Here is a 14,234-nt window from a genome sequence, read left to right on the forward strand (position 1 = left end):
AGACAAAATGATCCCCCCTTCCCCTGGCCACCATCGGTATTCCCACTCCGGAAAAACCCGCAGCAGCCGTAAGGAAGCCGTCTTCGTCATCAACCATCAAGTCGCCAAGCTGCCGAGACGCAGCAGAACGTCTTCCGCCACGCAGCTGGCCAGCGGAGCCGGCAAATTCAGCACCGGCGGCACCAACGCCGCCATCGAAAGCCCGTACACCAAGCAGCAGCAGGCCGTAGGAGGAAGAAAAGGCGGCCGTGCCGTCAACAAGCTCCGAAAAAAAGTCGACGGATCCAAACGGCGTTAACGGACGTCTTGCATCTAGGCTTTAAATCATATAAGCGGTACGCCACCGCCCTTAAAACTCAAAAACCCCCGTCATAGGGGATTTCTTTGGGTTCGGATAACTTCCGGCGAACTTGCGTAAAATGGATCGCTCGCCGGACTTCCCGGCTCCCGGCAAAAACCCGGACGGTTTAGCGACGAAATTCCCGAAAAACCAGAGCGGGTTGATATGAAAAACAGACCCGACCGGCCTTTTCCAAGCCGACCCGGGTCTTTCCGTTTAGGAGACGGATTGCTGGGCGGGCAAGTTTCGATCCGCCGTTTTGCGTCCCCGGGACGTTTTGTTCGCCACCAGCGTAACCGCAAACGCGAGCAGCAGCGCAGCCGCCATGGAGACCGTAAATCCCACCACGTTATTGGACAAGAGCGGCCCCATGAACGACGGGACGTAGGCCGTGCCGCGGACTTGAAACACGCCGACCAAACCGCCGCCGACCCCGGCTGCCGCAATCGCTCCCCCGAATACCCACTTATTCGAAAACATGAAAGGGTAGGCTGCCTCGACAAAGGTGCCGAAGCCCATGTTAATCAAGAAACCCGGGGCAGCCACCGCCGCTTCGCCTTTGTCTCTCGGCGCCACCAGATTCGCCAATGTAATGCCTGCCGATACCATGACCAGTCCGACCATATCGATGGCCCCAAGGAAGCTGTTGCCCGTCTTCTCCATTTCAAGGAGTACGATCGGCAAAATCGCGGCGTGGTACACTCCGCCGAGAATCGCCGGCCAGATCAGCAGGCCTCCGATCACGCCCGCCACGATCGGGTTGAATGAAATCGCCAGATTGATCAGGTACTTGATGAATTCTCCGGCCTGCAGCGCAAACGGAGCCACCAAATAATACATGATGAGCCCGGAAACCAGACCCGCGAACCCTCCGGCAACGATATTGACCGTGGTCATCGGAAAACGCCACTGCACGCATTTGACGAACAGGAACTGCACCAGCAGGCCCGCCCCGATTCCGCCGAGAATCCCCCCGATAATCCCGCCGTTCATGGACAGCGTTCCGGCGATGACGCCGGCTACGATGGACACTTCGTCCATATCGGATATTTGCTTCGCCGCGATCACCGCCAGCACGACCGGCAAAGCCTTCAGCATGATGTCAAACACGGCGCTTAAACCTTTAAGGGCCGGAATTTGGCTGAGCGCAAGCACGATCGCCATGGCGATAAAACCGGGAAGGGATGACTGCATGATCCCTTTCAGATTGATCCTCCGCCAAGGATTGCCCCCAGGCTGCTTGTAGCCGTCGGGGCTTCCAAGCACAGGGACGTATTTCATCCCCCAATGCTTGCATAACGACGTTATAAACGACACCGCTCGCGTGCGGTTGGTCGTGCCCGTCGTACCCGAAGCGGCGATGACCTTCGCGCCTTTCGAGCCGATCAGCGCCATGGAGGTCCCGCCCGTGCCGACGACGGGGATGGACTTCTCCGCCGCTGCCCGGATCGCCTGGCCGTTGGCGCCTTCGGGATCGGCGCTCATGACGATCAAGCCGTCGATTTGTCCGGACCCGATCAGCGCAGCCATATCGGCGTCCAGCTCAAAGGCGGCCTCGTTGACCTCCTTTAACGTGCCTTCCATGCGTTTTGCCAATCGGCGTTCTTCCGTATTCCAACCATATAAAACGGCCGACGTCGTTTCTTTGGCCGTATCCATCGATTCCGACGCCGCGATAAATTGCACTGCGCCCAATTCCATGCCGGCGCCGTTGCATTGGGCCGCAATTTCCCCGACCAGCTTGTCCGGGTCTTTGCCCCCCAAATTATATAAATTGCCGCCGCTGCTGCCGATGACCGCTATTCGTTTCATGATGTGCTCCTCTATTCGCCGTTTATTCGCTTTATTATGGTACCGTATTACCATATTATAAGAGTAAAATGTGATAGCGACAACCTTTATTCCGATAAAATGTCCGGTCAACCGGGAAGCGGCAGAACACCTATCACCGGTAACATTTTTGATGAACAAAAAAAGAGAGGGGAGCATCCCCCTCCACGATGATTTACCACCAGAACCGGTTCGGCTCCATCCGCCACGGATGCGGCATCTCCGGGCCTGAAGGCCGCTGCTCCTGCCCATAACCCGGCTGCAGTCCCGGATAGGAGCGCGCATCATCCCCCTCATAAAACGAACCCTGCGAAACGCCGGGAACGTTCTCCCGATTCCGGGATTCGACGGGCGGGCCCAGGACGACGGATTGCCGGATCGGCGCCACCGCCTGCGCGAACTCCTCCGGATTGACGCCGTAAGCCAGTCCCATGATCTCTTTGGGCGTAAACCGGAGAAAATCCGCCGCGTATACGATATCCGAATTCGGACGGTCAAAGATCGCCATGATAAAGGTATCGTCCGTCAACGAAACGATCCAGTGGAACCATCCCTTCGGAAATTGGGCAACCTTTCCCGGCCCGAGCCGGTATGTCATTAACCGCTGCGTATTGGGGTTAAAGACCGAAGTCGTCACTTCGCCGGCAATTACCACGACCATTTCGCTCGAGTTCGTATGCCAATGCGGCGTAATCATCACGCCCCGGCTCATGCGGATATTAAAAAACCCGGTCTCGGCCGCAGGCAACTGCGGGGAAAAAAGCTGGGTAATGTAATTCCGCGAATCCCGGCGATAAGTCACCACCTCGTTCGAATCCGCGCTTAAGTTCAAGGATGGGGATGTTAAGTCAACCGCCACTTCCGAAGCCTCCCTCCGTCAGGATCATGTCATCAATCCTTGGGTCAATGTCTACCCTAATGTATGCGAAGGTTCCTCCTCATGCTCCTGCGCTTTGCTAGGCATAGTCTAAAAAAATCGCTTCTTGTCGGCCGCCGGAATCCGCTATAATAAAACTCATAGCACGGGATGGATATCTTTAACAATGGTGGAGGGTTCTATGAAGCAGCAAAACGCAGCATCGTTATCGGACATCATCACGGAAGGAATCGACAAGACGCTCGCCAAGGCCATGCCAAACGCCGGCCCGGACGAGCTGGAACATCGGCGGCAGCAAATGAGCAAAGCAGAACTTATGGACGCCTATCTTCTATCGTTTGATCAGGACTTGACGGGCCAGGTCATTCATGAGGTCGTGCTGCGGGTTTTTGGTTTGGATCTGGATCATGCCTTGGTGCTCCCGGAAGCCGAACGCGAAATCCGCGCCGCTGCCGAACGCAGGCTAGGGGGAATGCAAGCTGGCAGCAGCCCGATCCCTCCCCGCGACGTCATCGATTTGCAGCTGGCCGAATGCGGCAGGCGGCTGGCAGGACCTGAAGTTCGCCGCCTGCTGAACCAGCTGTTCGGCGTGAATCTTGACGCCATATCGGCTTTGGACAAAGCAAGAATATCGCTGTTCTCCAAAGGCCAATGGATCGTGCGGCAAGATCGGGATTTGTTCGTCGTGTATACGGGCGAAGGGGACATCGACGTCAGCGTGTATCCCACAGCATATTTTCGGGAGCGGACAGGACAGGATGAACTGCCGGAGGACCTGGGACAGGCTTTGGCCGATCTGGGTTACAGCCCTGTTGCGGAGGGGCAGAGATATTATTATGTCCATCCGGACGGACAAGCCGTGCCGGACGCCTTTAAAGGCCAAACGATGGGTGCGATTATGGCCTCCATCCGGAATGCATACAGCCATCTATAACCCGCGCTTCTCTCATTGGTGTTCACTCGGCCGCCTTCCCGGCTGCGTTCAGCGCTTTTGCCGCGCCAAAAAAAGGGCCCTGATCGAAGATCAGAGCCCTTTTTATCATACGGATCATTATTTACCGAAAGAGGACAAAAATTTCACGCGGTCGCCCATCGGAGGGGTGTTGTTGTCCACCAATGCGATTTCGAGAAGCGCAGGTCCGCCGGCATTCAGCAGTCCGCTGAGCGCTTCCTTGTTCAGGTCGCCCATCTCCTGGACGCGATAGCTTGGGATGCCCATGGCTTCCGCCATTGCCGCAATGCTGATTTCCTTCTGGGCAAAGGTCGCGTGCGACCGCTTGTACTGCAGCTCATGCCCGTGGTATACCATGCCCAGCCGCGCATTGTTCATGATGACGAACAGGATCGGCAAATTGTATTCCTTGGCCGTCAGAATCTCCATGCCGTGCATGAAGAAGCAGCCGTCTCCCGTGATGCATACCACAGGACGGTCCGGATCGGCGAATTTCGAGCCGATGGCGGAGCCGATGCCGCTGCCCATCGCCCCGAAATGGACGTTAATGTCGAACGTGTTGTAATCCAGAACGTTCATGTAATGGATCACGTAGGACATGAACTCCCCGATATCGACGGTGTAGCGCGTATCCGCCGGGAGATGCTTCTGCAGGTTTTTCAGCACGTTTTGCGTGTTGTATTCCTCTGTCGCGACGTAAGTTTCCGGTTTTTCCAACGCTTTTGCGCCTTGCTTGGGCAGTCCGAGCGCTTTCAGTTCCTCGAGCAGGAACATCAGGCTCAGGTTGATGTCGCCAAGAACCGGGATGTCGATTTCGTATTTGCGGCCGAATACGGTCTTGTCAAAATCCATCTGCACGCAGAACCGGTTTTTGGTCAGATTCATATTCCAGTTGTTTGTTGCAGTTTCGCCCAAGCTGGAGCCGAGAATCAGCAGGGCTTGTCCATCCCCGTCATTGATGAGCGCCGAAGTCCCTTCATGACCCGCGAAACCGAATACCCCGGACAGAAGCGGATGCTCTTCGGGAATCAGTCCCTTCGCCTGCGGCGTGGTCACGATCGGCCAGTTGAGAAGCTCCGCAAGCTCAAGCACCTGATCCACCGAACCGCGGACGCCTTGCCCGATGAAAACATATCCGCTCTCGCGTTTCGCCAGCTCCTCCGCAACCTTCTTGATCGTATCCAGTTCCGGCACGATCGGCGTTCTTTTCGGCGGCTCGGGAATCGTAACCTGCACTTCGCCCTGCTGCACGTCGATCGGCATCGCTACATGGACCGGCCCGGGCACGCCGGATATCGCGATTTCCACCGCTTTTGCCACCTCGGCCAGCAGATCCTTGGATTCGCGCACCGTCACGCTGTATTTGGTCACCGACCGGTATACCGGCTCGGCGTCCAATTCCTGCGACGCGTTCAACCCCACCGTATTGACCGGAACCGCACCCGTCAAAAACAATACCGGCAGATGCTCGCGCATCGCGTTGGCCGCGCCGGTGACAAGATTGGTTCCCCCCGGCCCGCTGCAGCCGATGGCCACGCTAAGCTGGCCCGAATATTTGGCATAGGCCGCCGCCATATAGGACGCAGCCCCTTCATGTTTGGTAACGACCGGCGTGATTTCGGGCATCTCCACCAGCTGGTCGAACAGGACGTTAACGGAACCGGCGGGTATGCCGAAAATATGCCTTACGCCTAATCCTTTCAAATATTCCAATACTGCGCGTGCTGCTTTCATAAAAAAACCTCCTAATAAATTTCTATTTATCTATGGTGTAAAGGAGTGACCGGGCCGAAAAGAAGGCTCAGTTCACTCCGCAGGATAGGTACAATTGAGCGATGTCCTCCGCCTTCATCGGACGGCTGAAATAATAGCCCTGCATCAGATAACAGCTGCGGGCAGCCAAAAACTCGGCCTGCTCCTTGGTCTCGACCCCTTCGGCAATGACGTTCAGGTTCAAATTCTGGGCCAGCGTAATAATCGTGTTCGTGATGGCCGCATTGTCGTCGTCCTTGATGATGTCCTGCACGAAGGATTTATCGATCTTCAGCGTGCTGATCGGAAAGTTTTTCAAATACCCCAGGGAAGAATAGCCCGTCCCGAAATCATCGATGGCAATATTAATGCCCAGGCCCTTAAGCTGCTCCATCGTTCTGAGCGTCACGTCGGTGTTTTTGATGATCTGGTTTTCGGTGACCTCCAGGTGCAGAAATTCCGGCGACAGGTCGGTTTTTTTCAAAATGTTTTTCACGACGGTGAACAGGTTGTTCTGCTCGAACTGCCTGACCGACAAATTGACGGATACGCTGATCGGCGGGAATCCTTTTTTATGCCACTTCTTGATCTGCATGCATGCGTTCCGAAGCACCCATTCCCCGATCGGGACAATGAGCCCCGTCTCTTCGGCGATCGGAATGAACTCGTCCGGCGGCACCATGCCCTCTTTCGGATGATTCCAGCGCAGAAGCGCCTCCACGCCGACGATCGTATTCGTTTTATAATTGATTTGGGGCTGGTAATAGAGAATGAGCTCGTCCTGATCAAGCGCTTTGTATAACGCGTTTTCGAACTTGACGATTTCGAACGTCCTCGTGTCCATGCCCGTGCTGAAAAAGTGATAGCTGTTCCCGGATATCTCTTTCGATTTATACATCGCGGTGTCCGCATTTTTGATCAGCGTTTCGCTGGTGTCCCCATGATCCGGAAACAGGCTGATGCCGATGCTCGTTTTGATGTACACTTCATGGTCTTTGACGTAAAACGGTTCCTCGAACGAGGCGATGACCTGGTTAACGACCTTCGAAATCTCTTTTTTGCTTTTGATGTTCGGCAGGAAAATCGTAAACTCATCCCCGCCTTGGCGCGAAACGGTCGCGCTTTTCGGAATGGAGTCGACGAGCCGTTTGGCAACGTCCCGCAGCAGCAAATCGCCGTAGGTATGCCCCAGCGTGTCGTTAATGAATTTGAAACGGTCCAAATCCAGGTACAGAAGCGCTATTTTCCCTCCGTTCGCTTGGGCGTATTTAATGCCCTGATCGAGCCTGTCTTTGAGCAAAACCCGGTTAGGCAGGTCCGTCACGCTGTCAAAGTAGGCATGGTATCTGATCTCCTCCTCCATCTGCTTTCGTTCCGTAATGTCTTTGAAAGTCACGACGTCGCCGACGATATCGTCCCCTTCCTTGATGGATGAAATGACGTATTCGACCGGAAAGCTGGAGCCGTTCTTGCGGTAAAAGCAGTCGTCCGCATGGCATTTATCCCATTTGCGGTAATCCATGCCGTCCCCCCGCTCCCTATCTTCACCCTTGCCGTAAAAAATAACGTTGGCCGGCTGGCCGATCAGCTCCCTGGCTTCATAACCGAGCATCGCCTCGCCGGCGGGGTTGCAAAAGGTGATGTTGCCCTGAAGGTCAAGGCCGAAAATCCCTTCCCCGGCCGAGTTGAGGATAAGCTCCTTCTCCCGGCTCAGATGCTGAAGCTCGGCCACGACCCGCTCCAGTTCCCTGTTCTTGAACGTAATTTCCGAAGTCCTTTCCTCGATGATGACCTCCTGCTTCTCCATGTAAAGCAAATTCGACAACGTCGAAGCCGTGGCTTCCACAATGGATTGGCACAGCTGGATCGTGGCTTCCGAATACGTCATGATTTTTTCGCCGAGATTGACCACCGCGATGACGCCGAGCACTTCCCCCATCGAAACCAGCGGAAACATGTACATCCCTTTGATCCCGAAATCCCGGCAAGCCTCATGGTTAGGCCTGTCGTCCTTGGAAACGTCGGGAATGATGATCACTTTTTTCGTGCGCACGACCTCGTGGAAAACGCGATCATTTTCCGGGTCGATTTTCACCCTTTGATGCGTTCGCATCCAGTCTTCCTCGGACCAGTCGCTGTCCTTGCTCAGCTTGGCGGGTTTGATTCTTTTCCCGGCGAGCGGGTCCAGCAAATGGGCCCCGATGTTGTAGTTGTTCAGCACTTTGGCGATATAATAAAAGCTTGTGTCCAGCCCCTGCTGCATGGTCGAGCACATCGATAAGTTGCGTGTCACGTCAAGCAGAAGCTGCTTCTCGGCGATCAGATTTTCCTTATGCGTCAAATTGTTGGCGTTGCGGATGGCCACGGCCGCCATATTGACGTAGGCCTCGACCGTCTGAATCTCCGATTCCGTCAAATTCATCGGAATGCCGTAATCAAAAAGAAACACGAGCCCAAACAGCTCCTGCTCATACGAGATGGGAAGAACGAGCAGCGATTTGATCTCGAAGCCTTCGATCGCCCAGGAGTCGGGGCGCCGATCTTGTGATGTGTCCGGAATGTAGATCGTTTTTTGCGTTTCGATCACTTCTTTGGCGAGCTGATCGCGGTTGGTGTCGATGATATGCATGTCCAGCGTCATCCCGTTGATGATCTCGGGTTTGCCGACATACCCCCTAAAGGTCCCATCGCCTTGCGGCAGATAAATGCCAACCGAATCGCATTGGACGATCTCTTCCGAAATAGCTGTCGTTACATGCTGCAATACCTCTCGCAATTCCAATTTGGTGTTGATCAGTTTCGTAATATTCGCGAGCCGGGAATACCTCGTTTGCTCCTTAACCATCACACGCTCTCCCCTTGTCATCTTCGTTTGACATCGATGTATGGTCCTGCTAAATATGAACTATTTATGTTATATAGGCGTATGATCTCCCTATCCTAGACTTCCGTCATGCGTGATGAAAAAATATAAGGTCCTATTTTCCTTATTTTAACTCAGAACGGTATCTTTTTTATATATCGAATGCTAAAAAAATTAGTAATTTTTAGTTATTTCCCCTGCGATCAGCGAAAATCAGGCGCAATAAGGAGTAGATGTGTCGGGTAAGATCGATTTTTGAGAACGGAAAGCTTGAAAAGTCGCGGATAATACAAGAAATTATGTAATTTAAAGGAAGACGTTTCCAGGAAAGAGCTCTTGCGATGCAGGTACATTGGTTGCGCTTCTTCCTGATTGGGGATTGTTTAATGGAATCAAACCCGCGGCTTCTTGACGATAACGAAAAAAGCCCCCTCGCTTTGCGACAAAAGGACTTTCTATCGGTTCGCGGTTTACCCCATCATTTTTTTGACGAGATCCCGGTTTCTGTCTTTGAACGCTTCGTTATGCGAGGAGACCATGGCGACCGCGTCGGCGTCCGGCTGAAGGAACCGTTTCGCCTTGTTGACGGCGTTGGCCGCATCCTGGAAGGCCCCCGCAATGAGGTGCAGCTTGCCTTCATGTTTGAGGATATCCCCGGCCGCGTACAATCCGGGAACGGAGGACTCGCTGCTTGGCGTGCCCGCTATGAAATATTCGTCGGCAATGTCGATTTTGAGGTCGCTTTGCTGCAGCAAGGTCGTGTCGCGTTCATATCCGTGATTGATGATCACGTCATCCACGTACAGCTCCATCACGTCGCCCGTCTGCTGATGGGTCAGTTCGACGCGTTCGATCGCTTCATGGTCTGCGCGGGCATGCAGCTTGGTAATCGTCCGATGGAACAAACATTCCACCGAGCTGTTCAGCAGCTGTTCCACGGAAGCTTCGTGCCCGTTCAGCGCGTCCTTGCGGTAGGCGACGTAGACCTTTTTCGCGATGGGTTCCAGCTCGTTGGCCCAGTCGACCGCGGCATTGCCCCCGCCGGAAATGATTACCGTTTTATCCTTGAACCGCTTCAGCGATTTGACCGTATAATGCAGGTTGCTGATCTCGAAACGGCTTGCGCCTTCGATCTCCAGCTTCTGCGGATTCAGAATGCCGCCGCCGACGGCGATGATGACCGTCTTGGAGAGATGGACGCGCCCCGAACTGCCATGCAGCTCGAAAATTCCGGCCCCCCGCCGCGTAATGGACTCGACCTTTTCGTTCAGCACGACCTCGGGGTTAAACGTCAGCCCCTGCTGCACCAGCTGCTCGATCAGCTTGGCTCCGGGAATCGGCGTCAAGCCGCCGACGTCCCAAATCATTTTCTCCGGGTACACATGTATTTTGCCGCCCAGCTCGGGCTGGAACTCGATGATTTTGGTCTTCATTTCCCGCAGCCCGCTATAAAAAGCGGAATAAAGCCCGGCCGGCCCCCCGCCGACCACTGTCATATCGAAAATTTCTTCCTGACCCATACCCGCTCGCTCCTCAACTTTATTTATAATCATTCTTATTAATGATAACAATTCTCATTCTCAATAAAAATATACATGGATTTTCCTTGATTTTCAAGATTCTATTGACATCGACGCAAAATCAACTTATTCTTTTAACGATATTGAGAATCATTATCAGTCATGTCCGAACATATTATGCTCCATTTAGGAGGGTTTATTTCGGCAATCATATCTTGTCTCTAAAAAATATTTTGCTATATAAGGGAGGGCCACTCATGGTTCGGCTGTACACTACGGAACTCAGCATCGGCTACGGCGAACGCTCTATCGTCAAAAATCTCAGCGTCAGCATTCCCGACAAAAAAATCACCGCCATCATCGGCTCCAACGGATGCGGCAAATCGACGCTGCTGAAAGCGATCACCCGCATTATTCCGCACCAGGGCGGCACGGTGATTCTCGACGGAGAGGACATCGCCAAGGAGAATACGAAGCTGCTGGCCAAAAAAATGGCCATCCTGCCGCAAACGCCCGAAAGCGCTGCGGGGCTGACCGTCGGCGAGCTGGTGTCGTACGGGCGTTTTCCGTACCAAAAAGGCTTCGGGCGCCTGACGCCGCGCGACGTCGAGGTGATCGACTGGGCGCTCGCGGAGACGGGCACGAAGGATTTCAAGTACCGCTCGGTCGATACGCTTTCCGGCGGACAACGCCAGCGGGTATGGATCGCGATGGCGCTCGCCCAGGAAACCGATATCATCTTCCTCGACGAGCCGACTACATACCTGGACATGGCGCATCAGCTGGAAGTGCTCGAACTGTTGCAGAATCTCAACACAGAGCAGCAGCGCACCATCGTGATGGTGCTTCACGACATCAACCAGGCCGCCCGTTTCGCCGATTATCTCATCGCGCTGAAGGACGGGGAAATCGTCAAAACCGGCAGCGGCGAGGAAGTGATCCGCCCCGAAGTGCTGAAGCAGGTCTATTCGATCGATGCGGCCGTCGGCCGCGACCCGCGGACCGGGAAACCGATGTGCGTCACCTATGATTTGATCAAAACTTAGCGGAATCCAAACATATATTTTGAGAAGGAGCGTCAATCCAATGAAAAAAGCATTTTTACCCCTTTTATTATGCCTTATCCTCGCCTTAAGCGCCTGCAGCAGCAAAAACGGAGCCGACGGCAAGGTGGAAGGAAACGCCGCCGCGGAACAAGCAAGCTCCGAAACGATCACCTACCAATCCGAAAACGGCCCCGTGAAGGTGCCGGCCCATCCGAAACGCGTCGTCGTTCTCTCCAGCTTCACCGGCAACGTATTGGCGCTTGGCGTCAACGTGGTCGGCGCCGACTCCTGGTCGAAAATGAACCCGAACTTCAAAGACAAGCTGAAAGATGCGGAAGAAGTTTCGGACGAAAACCTGGAAAAAATCATCGAACTGAACCCCGACCTCATCATCGGACTGTCCAACATCAAAAACGTCGACAAGCTGAAACAGATTGCGCCTACGGTCACCTACACCTACGGAAAAGTCGATTATTTGACGCAGCAGCTGGAAATCGGCAAACTGCTGAACAAGGAAAAAGAGGCGCAGGCCTGGATAGACGATTTCAAAAAACGCGCCGATGAGGCGGGCAAACAGATCAAAGCCAAAATCGGTGACAAGGCGACCGTGTCCGTCATGGAAGTTTTCAACAAGCAGCTGTACGTCTACGGCGACAACTGGGGCCGCGGCACCGAAATTCTGTATCAGCAGATGAAGCTGAACATGCCCGAGAAGGTCAAGGAAACCGCTCTGAAGGAAGGGTATTACGCGCTTTCTCCCGAAGTGCTGCCCGAATTCGCCGGCGATTACGTCATTTTCAGCAAGGATCAGGATTCCGGCAATTCCCTGGAGGAGACGGAGACGTACAAAAATATGCCTGCCGTAAAAAACGGCCATGTTTTCGTCGCGGATGCCAAAGCGTTTTATTTCAACGATCCGATCACGCTGGACTACCAGCTCGATTTCTTTATCAAACATTTCCTCGGGAAGTAGTGCGCGATGGACAAGAAAACTGGACGAATCCCATTTACGTATAAAATGCTTGCGGCGCTGCTGCTGCTGATTGCCGTCTTCGTGCTGGCGATGCTGGTCGGAGCCGCCGACGTTTCGGCCAGGGACGTATGGATGGCCTTGACCAGCAAAAGCGCCGGGGAAAAGCTGTCGATGATCCGGGAAATCCGCCTGCCGCGGGAGGTCGCCGCGATCTTCGTCGGGGCGGCGCTGGCCGTCGCCGGGGCGATCATGCAGGGCATGACCCGCAACCCGCTGGCCGACCCGGGGCTCCTCGGCTTGACGGCGGGCGCCAATGCCGCGCTGGCTGTCACGCTGGCGTTCCTGACCTCCGTCAATTATTTCGGCCTGATGATCGCCTGCTTTATCGGCGCGGCCGCAGGCGCGGCGCTCGTCTTCGGGATCAGCGCCGTCAAGCGGGGCGGCTTCTCCCCGCTGCGGATCGTGCTGGCGGGCGCCGCCATCTCCGCCTTTTTGAACGCCGTCGCGGACGGGGTAGGAATTACCTTCAAAATTTCCAAAAGCGTCTCCATGTGGACCTCCGGCGGCCTGATCGGGGCGAACTGGAGCCAGCTTCAGGTGATCGTACCCTTTATCGTCGCCGGCATCATCGTTGCGATGCTGCTGTCCAAGCAGCTGACGATCCTCAGCCTGAGCGAGGAAGTGGCCGTCGGCCTCGGCCAGAAAACGGCGCGGATCAAAGCGATCCTGTTCGTGGTGACGGTCCTGCTTGCGGGCGCTTCGGTCGCGCTCGTCGGCAGCCTCACCTTCCTCGGGCTGATGATTCCGCATATCGTGCGCGCCATCGTCGGTACCGATTATCGGTTTGCGATCCCGATGGCGGCCGTCATGGGGGGAGCTTTCATGATGATCGCCGATACGCTGGCGCGAACGATCACCGCCCCGTACGAGGCGCCCGTCGCGGCCATTGTGGCGGTGCTGGGTCTTCCGTTCTTCCTCGTCATTGCGCGGAAAGGAGGGCGAGCAAGCTCATGATCCATCCGTCACTGATCCGCAAGCAGCGCCTGATTCTGCTGATTCTGCTCATCCTGATTGTACTGACGGCCGTCGTCGGCATGGGGCTCGGTTACGCTTCCCTATCCTTCGATCGGCTGATTCCGACGCTGCTTGGCCAAGGCACGTTCAAGGAAAATTTCGTGTTGTTCTCCGTGCGGCTGCCGCGGATCGTCATTACGCTGCTGGCCGGGATGGCGCTGGCCCTTTCCGGTTCGATTTTGCAGGGAATTACGCGCAACGAGCTGGCCGACCCCGGCATCGTCGGCATCAATTCCGGCGCAGGCGTCGCCGTGTCGATCTTCTTTCTCTTTGCTCCGATCGAGGCCGGCTCGTTCATCTATCTGCTGCCGCTGATGGCTTTCATGGGAGCGATGGTAACCGCCCTCCTGATCTATGTCAGCTCGTACAGCCGCAAATCCGGCCTGCAGCCGGTGCGGATGGTGCTGATGGGCGTCGGCTTCTCCATGGCGCTATCCGGCGTCATGGTCGTGCTGATTTCGTCCGCCAACCGGGAGAAGGTCGATTTCATTTCCAAGTGGATCGCGGGCAGCATCTGGGGGACCGACTGGCCGTTTATCTGGGCGCTTCTCCCTTGGCTCGTCGTGCTGATTCCTTTTACGATGTACAAGGCCAACAAGCTGAACATGCTGTCGCTGAGCGAACCCGTTGCCATCGGCGCCGGCGTATCGCTGAACAAAGAGCGCGTCGTGCTGCTGCTGACGGCCGTTGCCCTGGCGGCTTCCGCCGTGTCGGTCACGGGCGGCATCGCCTTTATCGGCCTGATGGCGCCGCATATCGCCAAAGCGCTGGTCGGCCCGCGGAACCAGTTGTTTATTCCGGTGGCGATCCTGACCGGGGGCTGGCTGCTCGTGCTGGCCGATACGATCGGCCGCCAGGTCGCGAGTCCGGACGGATTGGCGGCGGGCATCGTGGTCGCGCTCATCGGCGCGCCGTATTTCATCTATTTGCTGCTGAAAAAGTAGCCGCAGTGCTGCGATTCGCAAAAAAAAGGCTCAAGCCGAACGCGATTTTTAACGCGTCGGCTT

The 14,234-nt window shown here is 55.2% G+C and carries 11 protein-coding genes; 6 read left to right on the forward strand and 5 right to left on the reverse strand.

The window, feature by feature from the left end; all coding sequences use genetic code 11:
- The first annotated feature begins 7 nt into the window (after positions 1–7).
- Complete coding sequence (locus NYE48_RS26680; RefSeq protein WP_212951444.1) at positions 8–298, forward strand: hypothetical protein; 291 nt, start codon at positions 8–10, stop codon at positions 296–298.
- A 258-nt stretch (positions 299–556) separates the two neighbouring features.
- Here the strand turns inward: NYE48_RS26680 and NYE48_RS26685 are convergent, their stop codons facing one another.
- Both NYE48_RS26685 and NYE48_RS26690 read right to left on the reverse strand, forming a co-directional pair.
- Positions 557–2,152: a PTS sugar transporter gene (locus NYE48_RS26685; RefSeq protein WP_341000473.1), complete on the reverse strand. Its 1,596-nt coding sequence runs from the start codon at positions 2,150–2,152 to the stop codon at positions 557–559.
- A 193-nt stretch (positions 2,153–2,345) separates the two neighbouring features.
- Positions 2,346–3,029 (reverse strand): cupin domain-containing protein, encoded by a 684-nt coding sequence (locus NYE48_RS26690; protein ID WP_341000474.1) that lies wholly within the window; start codon positions 3,027–3,029, stop codon positions 2,346–2,348.
- A gap of 199 nt (positions 3,030–3,228) precedes the next feature.
- On the opposite strand from NYE48_RS26690, the gene NYE48_RS26695 reads away from it, so the two are divergent.
- A complete protein-coding gene (locus tag NYE48_RS26695) occupies positions 3,229–3,981 on the forward strand; it encodes a hypothetical protein (RefSeq protein ID WP_341000475.1) in 753 nt (250 codons plus the stop codon).
- Positions 3,982–4,098: 117 nt separating this feature from the next.
- Here the strand turns inward: NYE48_RS26695 and NYE48_RS26700 are convergent, their stop codons facing one another.
- The 3 genes from NYE48_RS26700 to NYE48_RS26710 form a co-directional block, all read right to left on the reverse strand.
- Positions 4,099–5,733 (reverse strand): thiamine pyrophosphate-binding protein, encoded by a 1,635-nt coding sequence (locus tag NYE48_RS26700; RefSeq protein ID WP_341000476.1) that lies wholly within the window; start codon positions 5,731–5,733, stop codon positions 4,099–4,101.
- Between the two features lie 67 nt (positions 5,734–5,800).
- Entirely contained in the window at positions 5,801–8,596 is a 2,796-nt protein-coding gene (locus NYE48_RS26705) for a sensor domain-containing phosphodiesterase (protein WP_341000477.1), read from the reverse strand.
- A 488-nt stretch (positions 8,597–9,084) separates the two neighbouring features.
- Positions 9,085–10,134: an NAD(P)/FAD-dependent oxidoreductase gene (locus NYE48_RS26710; RefSeq protein WP_036706145.1), complete on the reverse strand. Its 1,050-nt coding sequence runs from the start codon at positions 10,132–10,134 to the stop codon at positions 9,085–9,087.
- A gap of 257 nt (positions 10,135–10,391) precedes the next feature.
- On the opposite strand from NYE48_RS26710, the gene NYE48_RS26715 reads away from it, so the two are divergent.
- Genes NYE48_RS26715 through NYE48_RS26730 form a run of 4 tightly spaced genes read left to right on the forward strand, consistent with a single transcriptional unit; the run spans position 10,392 to position 14,171 of the window.
- Positions 10,392–11,180: an ABC transporter ATP-binding protein gene (locus tag NYE48_RS26715; protein ID WP_036706143.1), complete on the forward strand. Its 789-nt coding sequence runs from the start codon at positions 10,392–10,394 to the stop codon at positions 11,178–11,180.
- A 40-nt stretch (positions 11,181–11,220) separates the two neighbouring features.
- Positions 11,221–12,153 (forward strand): iron-hydroxamate ABC transporter substrate-binding protein, encoded by a 933-nt coding sequence (locus tag NYE48_RS26720; protein WP_036706141.1) that lies wholly within the window; start codon positions 11,221–11,223, stop codon positions 12,151–12,153.
- 6 nt (positions 12,154–12,159) lie between these two features.
- A complete protein-coding gene (locus NYE48_RS26725; protein WP_341000478.1) occupies positions 12,160–13,167 on the forward strand; it encodes a FecCD family ABC transporter permease in 1,008 nt (335 codons plus the stop codon).
- Positions 13,164–14,171 carry a FecCD family ABC transporter permease gene (locus NYE48_RS26730; RefSeq protein WP_212951455.1) on the forward strand — a complete coding sequence of 336 codons (1,008 nt, stop codon included), beginning with the start codon at positions 13,164–13,166 and terminating at the stop codon, positions 14,169–14,171. Before NYE48_RS26725 ends, NYE48_RS26730 begins: the two co-directional genes overlap by 4 nt.
- The last annotated feature ends 63 nt before the right edge of the window (positions 14,172–14,234 follow it).

It is taken from the genome of Paenibacillus sp. FSL M7-1455 (assembly GCF_038004655.1).
In the GTDB taxonomy this organism is placed as follows: Bacteria; Bacillota; Bacilli; order Paenibacillales; family Paenibacillaceae; genus Paenibacillus_AQ; species Paenibacillus_AQ cookii.